The following is a 19,745-nucleotide window of genomic DNA, read 5'->3' on the forward strand; positions in this document are numbered from 1 at the left end:
CCGCAGCAGAAATTGATTGATGTCTTTCTCCAGTCCAGTAAATTCGATGTTGGTGCCGATGGCTTCGAAGTGTTTGCGGGGGAAGTCGATTTTAGCGGATTCTTCTGGGCGGAGTGCGCCTTCCTGTTCTATTTCTGTTGTTTCGAGAAGGCACAGTTAATCTTTCAAGATTTTATGGATTTCTTCTTCTGCCAGATCGAGCATATGTGCAATTTCCGTTATACTCATTCCTTTTGCCATCATTTTACGAATAAGCTCACGTTCTTTTTGCTTCATTCCTTGTTCCAATCCTTGCTTTAGTCCTTGTTTCAGCCCTTCTTCCAACCCCGCCCGCCGTTCGCCGCGGATGTTGGAAAGCTGGTCGCGCAGCCATTTTAACCGCATTTCATACGCATAGCGATTTCCGGACCGACGCTTAGTTTTTCCCATTCCTCCAGCGCTTCGCGGATTTCCTGCTCATTCATCGCCAACACCTCCAGTTCGTTTAAAATCCTTTCATCAACCTCTCTTTTCCGCACATCAACCGCCGACAACATCATTAACCACGGCCATTCCGAGGATCGTTTCAGTTCTCTCCTGTATTTCTCCCATTTTACCATAACTGTGACAAATCAATCGCATGGAATTCAAGGTGCGCACTCTAAAGGAAATGTTCTTCGTCTTCCCGGATGTGGAATACAGTATGGAAACGGTCGGTTTCGTGTGGGAAAAGTGGGTAATTGAGGTTCGTGAGCATAATGGTCGGAGGCAGTTCACTATATTCTTGGCCTTTGGAAAGAGAGGACGAAAACAGTCGGGCCCAATAATACAACACGCGCTCAGGCATATCATGCTGGTGCACAACCTGAATTTCAAAATTGATCCGCTCGCCAAGGTCCGTAAACACAAGTACATCCAACCGGCTCATCTTGCCATCTTCCGTCTCTTTCGGAAGTTCCGTGTTTTCGTACTGGACATCGACGATGCGATCACGTCCCGTTTTTAGCAAAATAAAGAGCCATACTTTCTCTGGAATGTGTTAGCCAACTCAGAGAATACCCTACCTCTTTTCTTTTTATCTAGTGATTTGCTTACACAAAATTTTATACATCATCCAACAATCTTTTAAGAATAGCCAAAAATAAAAACCCCAGCCTTAAGCTGGAGGTACTTTGCTTATGGTTAGGATGACTGGGAGCTTTTTCGCAACCATATGGACGGTGATGAGACATCTTCCAACTCTTCTTCACTGAGTTTCGCCAGTCTAATGCAACCATATTCGAATCGTGACAAGTACTGAGCCTAAAAAATAATATCGTAAGATTCATTGCCTTTTAACAGCTGTAAAAAATCTTCCGTCTCCATCACGGTATCGACCGGAACAACGGTACTATCATTATTTCTAACGATGCAGATGACTCTTTTTCGATGCGTACTTTTTCGCAGATAAATAAGTTCTGTTTCTCCAATCATTCCCATCCGAAAAGCTCTCGCCAAAAGGACATCTGTACTTAAAAAGCTGATTGGATTGATAGTGGGCACGTTTAACAAGTTATGTTTAGATGAATAATCCATAATTTTTTTCTTTATTTCCACAACCGCAAAATCACTTGTGCTAATGGAAATTTGTTTAATTTTATTTCCATAATGGTGAACAAGCAAGAAAGCCAATGCAAGAATAGAAGTTTCTCCAGCGTTTTTCTTTATCTTCCCTTCTTCCTTGCTGTCAAAGCCGTTTTCATAATAATTCCCAATCCATTCATCATCAATATCTACTCTGCCTGATTCCGCTTCTTGAATCTGTTTTTTTGAATATCGATGCGGCTTCGATCCGGGAGAAGAAGCATTGGCAAACACTTTCATGAGTTTCAAGTCATGATAATCTACCAAAGGGAGGTAATCCGTTTCTTCATCCAAATAAAGCAACTGTTGAGGGATAGAAGAAAATATATTGACGCCGATGTTCACTTTAGCATACACCCAGCCTGGAACTAAAATAAGGTCGTAATATCCATAGATTTTGTCAACTGGAAAATATTTTTCGTGTTGGGTGCAAAAATGTACATTATTATTGTCAAGTATACAAATCCGCAAATCATGCCCTTTTGTAATAAAACTGTTTAACTCTTTAAAACTACCATCTCATACATGATTCAATTCCTCTAATGTCCGGCGAAATTGGTTGAGAAACTCTTCATGTTCCTTATACATTTCGACTTCTTCATGTTCTGCGCGCTTTTCTTTGATTTTTGTTTCTAATGCTCCTAAGTCGATAATATTGCTCGGCTGAACCAATGATACATCTAGGGCCAACTTGCGGAACATCTTCTCGAATTCTTGCTGGCTGATTCTAATATCAAAGTTCTTTTTTATTTGCTGGCGCAGTTCTTCGTTTTTATATTCTCCTGCTGATTCATATAGTTGGATGAGGATGGCTTTGTAGGGTGTTTTGAAGGTATCGATGCAGTGCATAATTCGCTCAACAAATGGCAAGTGATGGCCCACCTGATAAAAATACTCATAGACATCATGACCTAAAAGCATTTGGCTGGCAAAATAATCTGCTTTTCTCTCAGAAAGATCAAATTCTGTTGAAATTATGTGGGACGAACTTTCTTCAATCCCTTTGATTAAGTGGTAGATTTCATGCCAACAGATAAAATACTGATACACCCTCGGTTGTGCCGTGTTAATGACAAACACTTTCTTACCATTAGGCAATTCCCGGATGGCGCCACCCCAATTTTCGTCAGGTATAGGAACTTGAATAAGATAGTGTTCTTTTAGTATTTGCAGGGCCTGCTTTTCAGGTGAAAGGATGCGGATTTTTTTATATCTTGTCTCCACAACCGTAATAAGTCGTTCAATTTCCTCTTTGATTTCTTTGTTCAGCTTGACCGTCTGATCCAGATTTTCACTAGTAATTCGCATCATTTTCCCATGCCTTTCGTTTATAGATAGATGGCGGCAATATCTAATAAGTCATCAAGATCGTTTAAAATCTTTTGAATATGTTCCGGCCTGTTTTCTTCCTGTAAACGATCAGAATATTGCATAGCCGGTCTCTGCCATGATTCAGGAATGATCACAGGAGGATGCAGAAAGTAATCCTCAGGCAAATTGAAAGCTGCCGTAATTTTTTTTAGATGGGTTTCAAATGTAACTGGGCTTGAAATTTCCCCGGCAAGAATTAAATTTAATGTTGGACGAGAAATGTTTGTTAACTTAGAAAAAGATGATTTTGAAAATCCTTTTAACCTAATAAAAGTGGCAATATTCTCGCCAATTTTCTTACGATGTTGAAAGAAGTTCATTTTTCCTCCCTCCTTGTGCCGCAGTATCAACTTGTTTCAAAATATACTTGCTGTTAATAATTATACCCTAAATATCTTTTTTGCAAAAATAAATTTTACAATTTGTAAAAAAATCAATGCTACTTTAAAATAAAGGACGTTTATGTTCACCTTAACTAATTTTGGTAAAAACCACTTCAAAACATGTCATAAAAACAAAAACAGAAGCCAATACAGCTTCTGTCATTAAACTTCGAGGAGACAGGCATTTGACCAGTGTACTACTTCAGCTCATCATATTTTTTCTTTGAACCAAACGCTTTTTCAATCGGATACTTTTTTTCATTTTTCTCCATTTTATTGATGATTGCTTCTTCTAAATCAATGCCTAATTCATGTGACAATAAAAGTGCGTAAATAACAACATCAGCTAGTTCATCCTTAATATTTTCAAAATTAGCTTGAACTGCTTCTTCGCTTGTTTTCCATTGGAAATTTTCCAGCAATTCCCCCGCCTCTAACGTTAGGGAAATCGCTAAATCTTTTGGAGTATGAAACTGTCTCCAATTACGAGCATCTCGAAATGCGATTATTTTTTGCTGCAAGTCTTTCAAAAAGCTCACCACCAAACTAGATCGCTTACAAATTTTACATAAATTATAGCAAAAAAATGCTATTGGAAGCTATTTTATTCCAATTTTTAAATTAAAAAACTCATCCCTGCCTCATTGAGGCTTAAAGCAATAGGGGTTCTCATCATCAGTAATCGTTCACTATAAAAATTGTAAAACTAGCTTCAGAATAAATGGATACCTTTCTAAAACCAATAAATATAAAATTGCTATAAATTCGCAATGGACAAATATTTAGTATGTAAATTTTTGCATTTTGTTAAATTTTTAAACAAGCTCGCTAACATAGAGTCTGGATATTCACTTTCTGCTAAAGAAATAAGGTTTAATAAAATTTCCACAGTATACCTTTTGATTAATTCTTTTTCTTCTTGTGTTAATTTTTTTGTATGTGCTTTCTGGATTTCTCCTGTCTTCATAAAAACTAATTGTGCAATAAATCTATTACCATGTATAGTGTATAAGCGTTCTCTACCATTAAGTTCTTTTTCTTTTTGGGATAGCATCTCATCTACCACTCTTAATATTTGAACTTGTTTCCAAAGTTCTAAGCTATTAACGCTTGAGTTAAAAAGTATTTTATATGGTGCTCTTTCAATATCCTCCCACAGTTTACCAATCTCACGTTTAGCTTGTACAGATAGATCAACTTCTATCTGGTTACAAGCTCTTGCAATAGTCGCTTCAACAATGTCGAAGCTATCTTGATTATTTGTTATAGTATCACCTGATTTATAAATATATGTAATTCCATGTAGATTAAGTTCTTCCTTAATACGTTCTTGTTCAGGGTCTAGTGCTACAAAATCTCTTTTTTCAATTCTGTTTTGGGTATTAGTATTTCTAGTAACTTCCCTTTCAAAATTTTCTGGACTATCTTTTAATTGAATAAACCTTATTGGTACACGAGCTAATGCCACTTTTTCAGGGAAATTTCTTGCTGCTAGCGCAATTGCTCCAGCAGTTTGAGCACCATTAACAATCTTTAAATCTTCAATTTCAAATAATCCATAGTCACGGGTATTTCCACCAATTGGCTTTTTCTTTATAGTAGAGCATAAAGCAGTAATTCCATTGTTGTAATACCAAAATTTTTCAGGCTCTTCTTTTAAAGTCTTGATTATGTTATTGTTGACATCTGTATCACCTAAAAACATACGAATGTTTTGTGCAAATAACCTAGGATAATATTCTTCCCACCATAAAGCAATATCACTTGCAGCTACTTGGCCATAATATGCTTTAAATGGTTCAGAAGTATATCCCCAATTAGACAAAGCAACATCTACATTTATAGGTTCACCTTGAGCACCTTTTGCAATCATATTATAAATATTACTTTGTTTTAAAGCTTTAAAAGTAACAAATTCGGACGAATCATTTAGTTCATCAAGAAAAGAATTAATATCATCATTAACATGGGAACTTAAGTCTGCTTGACCTGTATATGTAAGTAAAACCATAAATTTGGTATTCGCATTTCTTAATGCCATCTCAATTTCATCTTTACGTTGCAGTACTTTTTCATTAAATTTTTCAAATTTCGGGATAGTAAGATCACGGATTCCTTGGAAAAATTTTTGAATATCCCCTCTTTCAACACTTCCATTTCCATCATTTTTCCATTTCGATTGAATTAGATATAGAACTTTTTCTTTTTTATGATAATATAAAGCATCGATCCCATTATCATTATAACCATCAGTAACACATTTTCCAGCTTCAACAGGACTTATTTCGCATAACATCATAAGTGAAAATGCAGCAAGTGACCTGGTCAAAAAAGCATTTTCCCTGTCTTCTTCGGATTTCCCGTCATAATCTGAAAGATCTATTAAATTGGTAAATTTCTCAGTGAGAAAGTTTCTTATAACCCCCATATGAAACATACTCATTTTTCTACACTCCGTTTCTATTGAAAATTATGAAACATCAACAATAATTTTGCACAAAAGATAGAATTGTTGGTAATAATAATTTCTATAAAACTATTGTCAACCCCCAGTTAACAACAATGTTCTAGGGGATACAAAATAATTCAAAAGTTACATATGAATTTTAAATGTTAATTACATATATATGTACATACTCATTTGATTGAACATGGGAACAGCTTCATAAAACTGTTTATAATATATTTTATTGTGCTTGCAATTGATTGAATAATATCTTTTATGATTCAAAAAATTTAACTTTTCCTTAGTTGAAATAAGAAAGTCACTACTGTTCAAACAGTCCTCGTCAAATGGTTAATTCGTACTTTTTTAAAAAAAATATTAAACAATTGTTTTTTAAGACAAAGTTTTTTTCTTCATAGAGAGTATCTAACTTTTAAGGAGATTTATATTTTATCCAAGTATATAACATAGGTCTACTATTAAATTTTTTTTATAAAATGCTTAATTGATTTACTAATTTCTTGTTTCCATACAGGTGCATGAGCATTTCTTGGAATAAGACAAGTATCTAAAAATCTTCTTAAATCTTCTGGATTAAACTTTTGAATTGAAAAATACTCCATAATATTTATAAAATCTGTTAATGTAATAGGAATAATGTTAAGAAAGTCTGGTTCATCTCCGTTATACCATACTCCAATTCTAAATGTTTCAGCAGTATTGTTATCAATTGATCTGGCTAGAAAAAGTCCATAAACTGGTTTTCCTGTTTTTTGTTTAATTCTCTCTTTTTCTTTTGCTACATGCCTTCTAACAGGTTCACCTTCTGCTGCTTCTTGACGAGAGGAACTAGTTAAAGTCACTTCTACAACTAATACATAATCATCGAATTCAAATATCATATCAGGCCCATTAGGAGGAGCAAAACCCACGGGTAGAAAATCATCATCTATTTCAAATCTTCTAGCTTCATACGGTTTATTCACTAAATGATTTATTCCCAAAAATGCACGCCAAACTGCCCACTCTAAATATGCAGGTTTCTCGTCATTACGTATGTTTATTTCAAACTCTTCGCCAATATTTTGTTTATCTAATAACTTAAGATATGCAATAATTTCTTTAATTTCTTCTTTTTGTTTTTCAGCATATTGTTGTTCCCTTAGTTCCTTATACATTTCTTCAAGTTTTATACGAATATGAGTTAATTCAGTAGCATTTGAATGTTCCGGTATTTCAGGAAGATTTTTTTCATTTATTCCGAATTGTTTTATTAGTTTAACATAATGTTTAATTTCATTTCTCGCACCAATTTCATCATCAGTGGGGAGTTCAGAACCTTTCCAAAGTCGAATCAAATATTCATTTTCATTATTTTTGTCAATTAATGGAGAAAAACCAGACAATATTGATTCTATTAAAGGAAGCTTATCTTCATTCAGAACGATCCTTTTTCCTTTAAGTGAAAATAATCCAGTAAATCTTAAATATCTGAAATTTGTATCTGCATAGTCCTTTATACTTTGTGCTCGTATTCCTGCCTCTTTTCCTTTTTGATTATATAGCTCAGAGTCAACTTTACGTTTGGCCATTAAACCATTCATTGCATTTCGTTTTGATCGGTATTTTTGAATTTCTCGTACTGCATCTTCAAACTTATCATGTTGTGTATAACTTTGTACTATTGCCATTTCTGGAATAGATAATCCTTTAGGGTTTTCCATTTCAGTAAGTTTTTTCACTACATCAAGACAAAATTTTAAAGGACTGAAACTATCTTCTTGATCCCATCTATTTTCTATAGGAGAAGGGATTTGATATGCTAAAATTGTTCTTAACATACATTCCTGCTGTTCTCTTATTGTTTCCGCTTTAATTAATCTTAATCCACTAGGAGTAATTTCATATGGGAGTCCACTCAAATTAATTGATCTTTCATTTGGAGTTTTATGGTAAATGACTTCGTTGATCTTTGGATCAACTTCTCCCTCCCTAATATTTCGTTTAAATTTGTGTGTGATTAAACCTAATTGGGTAAAAGCTGAACGCCATTTTCGTCCATATTCAGGAAGACTACTTCCTCCCGCATCAATAACTCCTGCATCAGCTAATACTCTTGCTAATTGCTCTTCACGCTCATGAACAATTAATCGGCCATATAAAGGAGATTCATAGAAAGCTTTTAACCCTTCTTTTAACCGCGCAGGATTTCTGATTGTTGTATTTCCAATAACCCAAGGTTTTTTCATTCCCATCACCTCTATTTATTTAAAAACCTTTTACATAATAATATTACAAATTTATAAAGAATTGGATCAAATAAAAATAAAATGCCAGGATGTCTCTGGCATTTAATAACCTACAAATAGGTACTCTTTAACAAGATTGTTATTATCTTTCACTTTATGCCCATGATTACCGAAAGAATATCGATAATCTATTGCAACTACATCTACATTTTCTTTGTATTTTGATATCAAAGATAGCATTTCATCTTTTGTCGGTAATGAATTAGAGGAATATGAAACTATGAGAATACTATTTTTATGCTTCCGGAATAAAATATCAAAAGCTTCATATGCCCCTTTTTGAGAACTAAATGGAGTTGGATAGCTTTTAAATTTTTTTGTTTTTGTATGCCATTGCATTTCAACCCCTTTCCAATCACAAGCTAGCCCTTCAACAAAATGGTATCTTCGCACATATTCATTATCCGAAAGAGGGCTATAATAAGGAGGGTCAATATAAACCAAATCTGCCTCTTTTCGACAATTCATTGCGTCTCCATGTCTTGCCTTATTATCTTTTCCATTATCGAAAATAGCTTGATTAATGGTCTGAACTGCTTCTATAAACTGATCTTTTAAGGAAAGAATTAAATCCCGACGTCCATCGTCATAACGAAAACCAGTATAAGTAAAAATGCCTCTTGGTCGCTTCTTTAAGCATGCTCTAGCTAAAGCAGAAATTGCAATTGCTTTTTTATATTTGTTTTTTAATCTTGATAGGTTAGATCTAATTAAATCAATAAAATTATTATCTTCATCAGAAAAATATAATTCTTTAAAAGTATTTGAAACAAAATAATCCTTTGGAGTTTCAGGATCAAATAGTATTTGCAAATCTTTATCATTTAAAGTAATTTCACTATTTTCAACCAATGCTTTTGCAAAATTTGCGCAAAAAGCCATATAATCATTGCTAAAAACCTGTTTATTTTGGGTTTTAAACATATAAGAAACGACTCCGGTACCACTAAATAAATCTAACACACTATTAAATTCAAATTGCGAAGCTACTCCCCATATATGTTCAATAAGATTTTGCTTGCTACCCATAAAACGGGTTGAAGGAAATTTTTCCATTTGTTGAGGTAATTCTATAGGTCTGGGTACCAAATAGATACGCTTTTTTGGTTCAACCTTAATTAAGACATCTTCACCAGTACGTTTAGAACCTTTACTGTTTATATTTCGTCTAGTTTTATGGACGCTAATGGAATATTTGCCATATAGTTCATGGACCAACGGATGGTTAGAATTTGTTAGTAATACATAACACCCTAGCTCATGTAAACGATGTACCTCTTCTGCCAATTCAATATGATCTTCCTCATAAAACTGTTCTTTTGTATATCTTTTAAAATCAGAATAGGTTGAAATAGGCAAATATGGAGGATCTAAATAAATAAAGTCACCTGGTTGAGCATATTCTTTTAATACTTTTTTATAGTCCCCATGGATAATTTCTACTCCTTGAAGGACAATACTTGCTGCTTTTAAATTTTGTTCATCGCAAATAGTTGGGTTTTTATAGTGACCAAAAGGGGTGTTAAATTTCCCTTGACGGTTTACTCGATAGAGCCCATTATAGCAAGTACGATTTAAGTAGATTGTTCGTGCTGCTTGTTCGACATTTGAAAGAGTTGTTGGGTCTAGCTCTCTTATTTCGTAATAGTATTTTTCATCATTTTTCATTTCTTTTAAAATTGATATTAGTTCTTCTACATTACTCGCTATTATTTTATAAAGATTAATTAATTCTGGATTTAGATCCGCAATTATCGCGTTTTTGGGTTTCAAGGCAAAAAACAAAGCTCCTCCTCCCAAAAAAGGCTCAATGTAACGATTGAAATTCTTAGGAACTTGAGGAATTAGAACATCAAGTAACTGTTGTTTTCCACCTGCCCATTTTAATACTGGTTTAACTTTTATATTATTATCTATTATCTCATTATGATGTATTTGCTTCATTTTTATCACCTGAATAGTTATTTATTTTGCTTAATAAATTTATAAAATTTATAAATAAACCTTACATATTAACTAAAACTAATTTTAAAATATTATTTCGATATAATATGTATTGCTATTTTGGAATTTAATATTACGCTAATTAAAATCTATTTTAAATTTTCATTAAACCTTTCGAAAAATAACCTCCCAATAGGGATACAATCATTATAACAAAAATTCCATTTACTAAGATTAAATTGCCTCATTTTTTTAATTTTTATTATTTTTATGCAAAACTGGTGTTATGTCAAGAAAATGGACACGTTAAACAGAGAGAAAAAGCTGAATTTATGCAGCTACTTTTCTCTGGTTAGAATAATATGCATCTTCAAATTCACATGGCGACATAGCCAAGGGCGGAATGACTTCTTTTGCGGTTGGAGAAGCATTCGATATACTCAAAAATGGTTTGTTTCGCTTCTTTTCGGGTCCGGAATCGATTCAGATAAATGCACTCTTTCTTGATGAGCTATGAAATGCCTCCATACAAGCGTTGTCGTAACAGTTTCCACGTCTCAACATGCTCACTTGAAAATGATGTTCCTATAAAAGTTGCTGATAGTCATTCGAAGCATATTGACTTCCACGATCCGAATGATGAATCACTCGTTCCGTTGGTTTTCGTTGTTTAGAGCCCGTTGTAATGCTTTGATGACTAATTCTTTCGTCATCCGTATATCGATATACCAACCTACAATCTTACGAATATATAAATCCATAATACTCGCTAAATACAGCCAGCCTTCATCAGTAGGAATATACGTAATATCTGCCATCCATATTTCCATTCGGAGCTGTTACTTGGAAGTTTTGTTCCAACAGATTCGCATACACGTTGTAAGGGTGATTATTATTCGTTGCCTTATATTTATGCACCGTAATCGATCTCAATCCTTCTTTACTCATGTACGTGCGACCGTCTTTTGGGACACACCAATCCCTTGTTTGCGTAGTTCTTACGTAATTTTTGGACTGCCGTAAATTTTCCGTAACTTGAGATACTCATTTCGAATCTGTTGGGTCAGTTGTTCTTTTTCTCTTTTTGGTTGCTTTTTGGGCGTTTCAGCCATGCATAGTACCTACTTTTGGAAATACCGAGCACTTTTACACATCTTCACAACAAGATCATTTCGGTGTTGAAAAATGAAGGCGTAAATTACTTCTGGTTTCTGGTGAAGATGCCTAATGCCTTTTTTAGGATCGCTAATTCCTCCTCCAACTCTTGATTGCGACGGCGTAAATCGATGATTTCTTGATTTTGTGGCTTGATATGTCCTGAACCCACAAAACTCGTTCCGTAACTTTCTTTATATTCTTTAACCCAACGGTGAAGAGTGTTGTAAGCCAAACCTAATTCTTTCGCCAATTGGGCGATGGGCTTGTCCCCCTCAAAGCATAATTCAACAGCTTGAATCTTGTATTCTTGATCAAATGTTCTCTTTTTCATGATTGGACACCTCGAATCGATTGTAATTAAGTTTATTTTAATCTCTCTGTTCTCTGTGTCCACTTTTTAGACTAATATCTAAACAAATTCGCTTTTAACAATTGTGTTTAGCGCTGAACGAATATTATACTTCGGAATTTCTTATACAGTAACATACTACCTCCTTTTATTATGCAAGAGACTATAATATGAATTATGTTGTATTTTTCAAAATGGAATTAACTAAACATTACAGTTCAAAATTGATTCAAAAAATAAGAGCTTCCCATCTTTTCCTTTTGGAAAGCTATGAAACTAGTATCATATGATATGGTATGTCAACACTAAACTAGACAATTTTTTGAGGTGTTTCTCTTTACTCCACTGGGCTTATATAATCAAGTGTTCAATGTATTCTAACATGATAGCTCCTCAGCTACTTTTATTGAACACATTTAATAGGTCATCAATTTTTTTCTTGTATTTGCAGAAGTTTGGGCTTTCTAAAGCCTCTCACGTTTTTCTCGTTTTGTTAACACAAACGGTTCAATATTTTTTCCAACCACTTATGTAAAAGTCTGCTCAAAAGAATTTTCTTTATTTATTCCGTTTCTTTCTCCTTTAATAACAGACTCTCTATCCTTCAAAACCCGATATTAATAACCTCATTATGATTGGTACCGTCAAGAATTTTGTGTACAGATACTTAGGGTATTCGTATTCTCAGATTTTGCTTTTTTATCAGTAGGAGGAAAGGTCATGCATCTTATTAGGAGACTGAATTATTCAGTCCCCTAAAAGGAAACAACATGTTCCTCCGTCTATGACTAAGTTGTTTTTTTTAAATTTAGAAATACATTTGATGAAATATTAATTAACAAATTCGTTTTTCCTCTTTTTGGATTAAGCCAAAAAGAAAATTGTGTTGGGTAACAAAAAAGAATAATGCAATTAGCTGACTTCTTATACTGTTCATGAAGTGTTTGAAACGAAATATTTAATTTCAACTGTTTATAGTTTTTAAAATTAATAAGCGACTGTGTTTTGTTAAATTAGTTAAATTTCCAAAATTTACAAAAAGATCCATATGAACTGAGTTTGTTCTGAGGAGTATAGAGTGTGTGGGAAAAGCAATAATTTTCTCAAATTGATTAATCAGAATGGGGATTCTTTGGGTGTAATTAGTAAAATGGATAACTGCTTGGCGCCTTCCTTCATAAGTGGAACCATTGTTTAAACAAGCTTCCTCAAATAGTTTTAATATATTTGGAGGAATAAAATTCCCCTTCCAAATCTAAAATTTTCGTTTGATATTTTACATGGGGGGTTAATTTATGTAGAAGTGCTATGGTTGTTTCGCAAACTTCATAATCTTCATAAATAACCTATGCACTCCTTACAATAAAAACCTAATGTCAATATTAATACATACATAATTATTATAATATTCTGAAATTAATTTATCAACACCTAACGATTTATTTTTTTAATTGGACTTTTTCTCCCCGTACCCGCAGTAATACACTTGGAACTGCTTTGTATGGTTGCAGGATCATCAGCATGCCCAACAGCTTTTTTCAAATGTACCGAGAGCCGGATTTTGGAGGCTGTTATTGACAATTAAAAGATGTATGAAATGGTAAATAAGTATATTCATCATTTGTTGTATAACATTTCATACATCTTGTCGCTTGACATGTGACCTCTGCGCGTATGCTTTCTGGCAAAGTGGAAAGCCTCAGGACTTTGCCAGACATACAAGCCGATCAATCTGCCACTCCATGTAAAGTGGAAAATATGCAAAAATTTATACATAAGCTTAATTGCAAAACACTACTTTCTTAATTGCTATTAACATGACGCTTTTAGCTGAATGGCTAGGGCAGAAGGCGATCAGCTGAGAACACCATGTGTTTTGGAAGTACGAAATGGAATCATAATCTGCTGAAATGTGATCGAGGAGATTTTATTATGATTAACATGAAACTGCAATTAAGAGGAAGTTAGAGCAAATACTGTTGCAAAAATATTAATCTTCCATTCCAATGTTGAATCAATTATTTGGGGTCAATTAAATATTTGTTCATCTTATATAAAAGACTTTGTCGAGATATGCCTAGTTTTCGGGCTGCAGAAGCTGCTTGTCCGTTTGATTCTTCTAAGGCCTGCACGATGAATTGCTTTTCTATTTCTTCTAATTTTTCTGGAAGGGGTTTATTCTTTTCACTTTCAATTGGAAAGCTTTCTTGAACAAGATTTTCATACCTGCTGTCTCTTATTTCTCTGGGGAAGTCTTCGATGGATAACCATTGATCACGGCATAGAACTACAGCTCTTTCAATTGCGTTTTCCAATTCTCTTACATTGCCTGGCCAATGGTATTGGGTTAAAGTTTCTATTATTTTTTTGGATATTTGGAAATTTTTATTATACCTTTTCCGCTGTCTATTCAAAAATTCTTCTGCAAGTATCGGTATATCTTCTTTCCTTTCTCGTAAAGGCGGAATATAAATATCTACAACATGCAGCCGATAATACAAGTCTTCACGAAAGCGCCCTTGTTCCACCATTTTTTTCAGATCTCGATTCGTCGCAGATATAATCCTTATATCGACATTTCTGATGGTGCTGCTTCCTAAACGCATAAAGGCTTTTTCCTGTGTGACATGGAGAAGTTTAGCCTGCAATGATGGGGAAATTTCACTTATTTCATCTAAAAAAATTGTACCGCCATTTGCGGCTTCGAATTTCCCCGGTCGGCTCGAATTGGCGCCGGTGAAAGCTCCTTTTTCATATCCAAACAATTCACTCTCTAGTAGTTGCTCCGGGATTGCTGCACAATTTATTGATACAAACGGCCCCTTGCTTCTCTCGCTAAGGTCGTGAATCAGCTTTGCAATCAAACTTTTTCCCGTTCCGCTTTCCCCCTGAATTAGAACTGTCGCATCTGTATTTGCTACCCGCTCCACAAGATGAAAAATTCTTTTCATGGCAAGACTTGTTCCGATCAATTCTGATTGTTTCTCAATATCAATTAATTTTTCCTTTAAAAGCTGATTTTCTTCCTTCATCTTTAACCATTGTGAAGCTTTTTCAATTACTACGACAATTTCATCCAATCTTACCGGCTTTACAAGGTAATCAAAAGCTCCTTCCTTCATCGCGATGACAGCGCTTGGAATATCCCCGTAAGCAGTCATGATAATATAAACTTTTTGCGGATATAAACGATTAAACTCCTGCAGCAGCTCCAACCCGTTTATATCAGGAAGCATTAAATCAAGAAATACAATTTCCGCATTCTTTTCATTAAACGTCCTTCTGGCTTCATAACCATTAGGTGCAGTGTAGACACGATATCCTTTTTTTTCTAAAGCGGAACTAATTATTTTTAAAAGCTTCACTTCGTCATCAACCAATAAGATTTTTCTCATTGCCATCACCTATTTGTTCTAATCTGGGAAGTTGGACGTACAAACTAGTACCGCTCCCTTCCACACTTTCCGCCCATATTTTTCCGTTATGCTGGACAATAATTTCGTGAGCTATAGAAAGTCCTAATCCAGTTCCTTCTCTCTTTGTAGAAAAGAAAGGATTAAAAATCCACGGAAGCTTTGACGCTGGAATTCCGACTCCGCTATCTTCTATTTGAACCATGCAATTTTTTTCGAATTTTTCGACTTTAATCAGCAAAGTTCCTCCTTGTTCCATAGCTTGCATACTGTTTATCAAAATATTTAGAAACACTTGTGTTAATCCGTTTTGGTTGGCAAGGACATATACTTTTTTCTCTGCATATTGTTTGATGACCTGAATCCCTTGATCTTTCATTTTTTTTCTTAAGTGAGATAATAACTCATCTATGACAGCAATAACGTTTATCGTTTCTTTGATGTTATCTTCCTCACCTTTCGATAGTTTTAAAAAGTTAATGAGTAATTGATTCATTCTTTGAGATGTCTCTAAAATGTCATTGGTAAGCTCGGCAATGATGCTATTTTCAAATTGCAGCTCTTTGATTTCCATAGATATTGCTTCTGCAGCTGCTTGCACGATACTTAGCGGATTCTTTATTTCATGAGCTATTCCGGCTGTCAGTTGTCCCAGGGAAGCTAATCGTTCACTTTGCCTTAAATATTCTTCTAATTTTTTTATATGACTTACATCTCTAATGACTATGATCGTCCCTACTACTTTATTACCTTCTCCATGATATAAAGAAGAATGGATTTTTACATCGTGTTTCTTTTTATTTTTATCAAAAATGTAGCTTTCTACATCATCAAACTCTTTTCCTTCCTGTAACGTTTTCCATGAAAGAAAAACATCCTTATTTTCCTTAATAGGGAGATCAATAATATTCCTTCCAATCGCTTCTTCCCTGCTAAATAATGTGAGTTCCTCAGCTCCTCTGTTAAATGTAGTAATTTTTCCATTTTTATCAGTTGTAATGATTGCGTAAGGAATTGATTCAAGAATATAAAACATCCTTCGCTCGTTTTCTTTTAACTCTCCAGCCATTTGCCCCATTGTTCTTGATAATTCTTCTATTTCATCATTGGTTTTAATAGGTTCAAAATTCTTCTGTTTATTTTGGTTGTATTCTTTTACTTGTTTCATTAATTGAATAATCGGACGAACCACCCGATTTGTCCAAAAGACCGTTAGTCCAGCGGCAATAAATAATACCGCTGTGAAGCCCTTTAGCAGCAATATTCTGACATCTATTGACGATTGCATTGCCTGCTTAATTGGTTCGCCTACGATAAGCCCGAATCCGATCATCGATAAAGGCCGATACGCTGCAATCATGTGTTGATGAAACAGCGAACCTTCCCATATGCCGAATTTTTCTTTATTTAGATAATCGCGTATGGGGTGTTCTTTTAAAGAAAAACCGATCGTCTCCAGCTCACTATGCCCGATTATTGTGCCGTTTCTGTCAATGATCGCATTGACCCCGAGTTCACCAATCTTCAATTCTTTTAGATATTCAGAAAGCATTTCCAAATTGACGAAAGCTACGACCCCGCCTTTATACATTCCATTTTCATCGATTGAAGGATATGCGATGGCAATAGACTTCCTTCCATCCTCAAGTGTAATCATATCGGAAATGTAGTAGGTTTTGCTCCAGGAAAGGTAATTGTGCAGATCTTCAAAGCTTTTAGCATCTAAAGAAACGGCATCTGGCACCTTAACCACAATCTTGCCTTCTGAATTAAAGGCTTGAATGCTCAAATAAAGAGGTTGCTGAACGACCATTCTTTCCATCTCGGACAAATAAAAGTCTCTATTTTTCTCTGTAACTTTCAAAACGTATGCGGAGGCGACCCGTAAGTCGCTCGTCATACTTTGAATAATATCACTAATACGTTTGCTCAGCGTCCTGGCAATCAATTCATCCCGATACGCAATCTGATCACTAAATGAACCTTCCATGACACGTATCGTGAGCCAATAAAGGAACGACAAAGTAAAGAAAATAACAATTAATGTTATAGATAAATACCGTTTGGTCAATTTTGAACCAAAAACGTTCATCTTTCATTCCACCTAATATATAAAAATTTCGACAGCTCGAAGTTAGAAAAATCCTGACTATAGGATTGTCCCCTAATTTTTGCCGCTTATTTTAGGTGATTCTTGAAAATTCCCTTTCTTGGCTAGAAAACGAAATCCTCTTGCCTTATATTCGGACTTCCACGAATGAATGACTTTGTTTTCGCTCTTTTGGATAAAGACGCGGCGGAGGATTAAATATATAAAATAAATCGGTCGTAAAAAACATATACTTCAGCACAGATCGATAAGCCTGTTGCTGTCAAACACATTCCTTCTCCAGTAAACGATGAAACGCTGGGACGTCCTAGACGGAATTCCATGCTCTTACAGACAGCCTCAAAAGAAAGAGAGTATATTCTTAAATCGTATCTCCCGGTTTTGTCAGAGAATAGCCGGGTGCTGGACGTCTCCAGCATACTGTTTTTTCTCGACTTTTCCATTTTGGCGGTAACAGCAGATCGTGCGATTGATTCCTAAAATCTTTTGTAATTGAATTTCCATTCTTGTTCCACATCTCGGCTTCTTCCTGCTATTCAATAAGCGAAGGTTCTTCTTCTTGTAAATTACTCCATAATACATTTCTAAACATAAATTCTTGAATTGGTCGTCCTTATCCTTCAATTTTTTACTTCTGCTGAAAGGATTTCTTTATCGCTTTTACCCATAAGCGCACGAGATTCGGGCTGAATACATCCCATCAACCCGCTAATGTTTTAATGCTTCTTTCGCTGTTTGCAGCATAAATTTCACCCTATATATCAAAAGCCCCCATCATTTGGTCACTTTGATTATGAAACAACTTTTTCAAGTGTCCAAATTCATTAGGGGGTGTCGGATTTATCAAGAGTAAAGCATAATGAAAGTTATATTCTTATATTTCAGTAGACAAGCCGTTTATAACAAAACGTTCTTCTCGATTGAATTAATTTTTCTTGGTTAAACCACCAATCGTTTTGTATAGTTTCGAAGTTTGCCACTAAAACCTCTTCTTGATTTGAAGAAGCTCCCACAGGTGAATCTAATCCGTAGATGGGATCTAACGTATACAACCCGCTTCTTCCTAAAAATTTCTTTTCAGTCCCTACAAAGTTTGAAACAATCGTGTATGCTTGGGCGCCAGCAGCGATGGCATCCCAAGTTGAAACGGAGCCTTGCGGATATTTTTTTCTCGATATGCTGCTTTTTAAATCTCTTCCAAATTCTCCTTGCCAGCTTGACGGTATAACTATCATATCAGCTCTCTTAACCGCTAATACCCCTGCAACTTCTGGAAAAACCGCATCGTACCCGATCATGATTCCGATATCACCGATAGCTTCTGAATGAAAGACCTCAATTTTATCTCCGGGGGTCGCCCAAGCTTTTTCGGCATTGTGTAAATGTGTCTTTCTGTATATTCCCATGATTTCGCCTTTCGGACCCGCAAGAATCGCCGAATTGTAGAGATGGTCGCCTTGTCTTTCCACAAACCCAAAAACCATATGAATGCCGAATTCCTTTGCGAGTTCCAATAACTTTTGCACCCAAATGCTGTCCAAAGTATCAGACAATGCAAAAATATCGTCTGCTTTTAAGTGATCCACGGTCCCAGTAAGAGAAAGCTCCGGAAGCACAACTAAATCCAATTTGCTTTTTTCTTTACTCTCAAGCGCAACATTTGAAATCATGCGTTTAATCTTGACTAAATTCGCTTCCTTATTTCCCAAAGCTGGTTCGTATTGTACAATCGCAGCCCAAATGTTTCTGGAAGCCGCCGTTTTCTTAAAATCCCATGGTGCTTTATATAACATCAAGTCTTTATAAAGTTCGGGTCTTCTTTCTGCAAATCTTTTTTTGACCGGATTATCATACTTTGCAGGGTCAATTTGACAGTAAAGAATCGTTGGGGCATCAACCGCATATTCTTTTGTTTCAACCAAATCAGCCTCTGCGAGCTTTTCCCCTTCCGGCGACCAGACCGCACTGGCCCCGATCATATGATAATCGTTCTCCGCATTTGAGCGGTTGGCGCTGATGATGTATAAACCATTTGCTTCCGCTCTGGCCTGGAGAACCGCAACGGATTGTCCAGTAGAATTCGTCAAGAATGCGAGGATATCAGCACCTTTTAGTGCGGCTAGACGAGCTGATTCAAAATAAATCATATCCATACAGATGTTTATAGAAATATTGCCTATTTCCGTATCAAATACAGGAATTTCTTCATCTCCACCAGCAGCCCAGTGTACCTCAGTTTCCCACAAATGAATTTTTCTATATTTTCCAATATATCCATCTGGTCCAATCAATGCAGCTGAGTTATAAAAAATGTCCGTTTCAGGATCGACTTCAGGCATGCCTATAACAATATACGAAAAGTATTTTTTTGCGATTTTCTCGAAACATCGGGTGGTAAAGCCAGGGATCGTATCAACGAACGGCCGTATCGCTTCCCGGTCTCGGTAAAAATAGCCAGTTGTCGCCATCTCGGGAGTTACAATGAGTTTTGCTCCGTTCCTGGCTGCCTCTGCTACGGCGTCATATAAAGCCTTAATATTTTCGTCTCTTTCGTTCAGCTTTGGATTAAATTGTACGCATGCCACTTTAAACGGTTTTTTAGGTGTTGCCATCTCCTTCCCTCCACTCTTTCTAATCCGCATGCTTCCGCAAGGACATCA

Annotated in this window: 13 protein-coding genes and 1 pseudogene; all 14 read right to left on the reverse strand. The window is 35.4% G+C overall.

Going from position 1 to position 19,745, the window contains the following annotated elements; translation table 11 throughout:
• Positions 1-156 precede the first annotated feature (156 nt).
• The gene (locus NSQ84_RS09555; protein ID WP_327874074.1) at positions 157-429 is read right to left on the reverse strand and encodes a hypothetical protein; all 273 of its coding nucleotides are present in this window, start codon (positions 427-429) and stop codon (positions 157-159) included.
• Complete coding sequence (locus tag NSQ84_RS09560) at positions 375-599, reverse strand: hypothetical protein (protein WP_339211854.1); 225 nt, start codon at positions 597-599, stop codon at positions 375-377. Before NSQ84_RS09560 ends, NSQ84_RS09555 begins: the two co-directional genes overlap by 55 nt.
• Positions 600-640: 41 nt before the next feature.
• Positions 641-988 carry an Rpn family recombination-promoting nuclease/putative transposase gene (locus tag NSQ84_RS09565; RefSeq protein ID WP_327874070.1) on the reverse strand — a complete coding sequence of 116 codons (348 nt, stop codon included), beginning with the start codon at positions 986-988 and terminating at the stop codon, positions 641-643.
• Positions 989-1,281: 293 nt separating this feature from the next.
• Entirely contained in the window at positions 1,282-2,073 is a 792-nt protein-coding gene (locus NSQ84_RS09570) for a hypothetical protein (RefSeq protein WP_327874068.1), read from the reverse strand.
• A 48-nt stretch (positions 2,074-2,121) separates the two neighbouring features.
• Complete coding sequence (locus NSQ84_RS09575) at positions 2,122-2,913, reverse strand: hypothetical protein (protein WP_066247508.1); 792 nt, start codon at positions 2,911-2,913, stop codon at positions 2,122-2,124.
• Positions 2,914-2,930: 17 nt separating this feature from the next.
• Positions 2,931-3,293, reverse strand: coding sequence for a helix-turn-helix transcriptional regulator (locus tag NSQ84_RS09580; RefSeq protein ID WP_066247507.1), 363 nt, complete (start codon positions 3,291-3,293; stop codon positions 2,931-2,933).
• Between the two features lie 260 nt (positions 3,294-3,553).
• Positions 3,554-3,886 (reverse strand): nucleotide pyrophosphohydrolase, encoded by a 333-nt coding sequence (locus NSQ84_RS09585; RefSeq protein ID WP_044894221.1) that lies wholly within the window; start codon positions 3,884-3,886, stop codon positions 3,554-3,556.
• 227 nt (positions 3,887-4,113) lie between these two features.
• Positions 4,114-5,799 carry an AIPR family protein gene (locus tag NSQ84_RS09590; protein WP_066247506.1) on the reverse strand — a complete coding sequence of 562 codons (1,686 nt, stop codon included), beginning with the start codon at positions 5,797-5,799 and terminating at the stop codon, positions 4,114-4,116.
• A 482-nt stretch (positions 5,800-6,281) separates the two neighbouring features.
• Positions 6,282-8,051 carry an AlwI family type II restriction endonuclease gene (locus tag NSQ84_RS09595; protein WP_066247505.1) on the reverse strand — a complete coding sequence of 590 codons (1,770 nt, stop codon included), beginning with the start codon at positions 8,049-8,051 and terminating at the stop codon, positions 6,282-6,284.
• A gap of 102 nt (positions 8,052-8,153) precedes the next feature.
• Positions 8,154-10,055 carry a Dam family site-specific DNA-(adenine-N6)-methyltransferase gene (locus NSQ84_RS09600; RefSeq protein WP_066247503.1) on the reverse strand — a complete coding sequence of 634 codons (1,902 nt, stop codon included), beginning with the start codon at positions 10,053-10,055 and terminating at the stop codon, positions 8,154-8,156.
• Between the two features lie 330 nt (positions 10,056-10,385).
• A pseudogene (locus NSQ84_RS09605) lies at positions 10,386-11,544 on the reverse strand (IS3 family transposase).
• Positions 11,545-13,580: 2,036 nt separating this feature from the next.
• Entirely contained in the window at positions 13,581-14,957 is a 1,377-nt protein-coding gene (locus NSQ84_RS09610) for a sigma-54 dependent transcriptional regulator (RefSeq protein WP_130157822.1), read from the reverse strand.
• On the reverse strand, positions 14,935-17,067 hold the full coding sequence (locus tag NSQ84_RS09615) for a PAS domain-containing sensor histidine kinase (protein ID WP_130157824.1): 2,133 nt from the start codon (positions 17,065-17,067) through the stop codon (positions 14,935-14,937). Before NSQ84_RS09615 ends, NSQ84_RS09610 begins: the two co-directional genes overlap by 23 nt.
• Before the next feature lie 899 nt (positions 17,068-17,966).
• The gene (locus tag NSQ84_RS09620) at positions 17,967-19,697 is read right to left on the reverse strand and encodes a nitrilase-related carbon-nitrogen hydrolase (protein WP_327859284.1); all 1,731 of its coding nucleotides are present in this window, start codon (positions 19,695-19,697) and stop codon (positions 17,967-17,969) included.
• Positions 19,698-19,745: the final 48 nt, after the last annotated feature.

Source organism: Aeribacillus sp. FSL K6-3256 (genome assembly GCF_037965805.1).
Lineage (GTDB): Bacteria > Bacillota > Bacilli > Bacillales > Aeribacillaceae > Aeribacillus > Aeribacillus composti.

Bases quoted from the DNA above. Each gene is read 5' to 3' on its own strand.
- NSQ84_RS09555 (WP_327874074.1), bottom strand. From the start codon at position 429: ATGGGAAAAACTAAGCGTCGGTCCGGAAATCGCTATGCGTATGAAATG.
- NSQ84_RS09560 (WP_339211854.1), bottom strand. From the start codon at position 599: ATGGTAAAATGGGAGAAATACAGGAGAGAACTGAAACGATCCTCGGAA.
- NSQ84_RS09575 (WP_066247508.1), bottom strand. From the start codon at position 2,913: ATGATGCGAATTACTAGTGAAAATCTGGATCAGACGGTCAAGCTGAAC.
- NSQ84_RS09580 (WP_066247507.1), bottom strand. From the start codon at position 3,293: ATGAACTTCTTTCAACATCGTAAGAAAATTGGCGAGAATATTGCCACT.
- NSQ84_RS09590 (WP_066247506.1), bottom strand. From the start codon at position 5,799: ATGAGTATGTTTCATATGGGGGTTATAAGAAACTTTCTCACTGAGAAA.
- NSQ84_RS09595 (WP_066247505.1), bottom strand. From the start codon at position 8,051: ATGAAAAAACCTTGGGTTATTGGAAATACAACAATCAGAAATCCTGCG.
- NSQ84_RS09600 (WP_066247503.1), bottom strand. From the start codon at position 10,055: ATGAAGCAAATACATCATAATGAGATAATAGATAATAATATAAAAGTT.
- NSQ84_RS09610 (WP_130157822.1), bottom strand. From the start codon at position 14,957: ATGAGAAAAATCTTATTGGTTGATGACGAAGTGAAGCTTTTAAAAATA.
- NSQ84_RS09615 (WP_130157824.1), bottom strand. From the start codon at position 17,067: ATGAACGTTTTTGGTTCAAAATTGACCAAACGGTATTTATCTATAACA.
- NSQ84_RS09620 (WP_327859284.1), bottom strand. From the start codon at position 19,697: ATGGCAACACCTAAAAAACCGTTTAAAGTGGCATGCGTACAATTTAAT.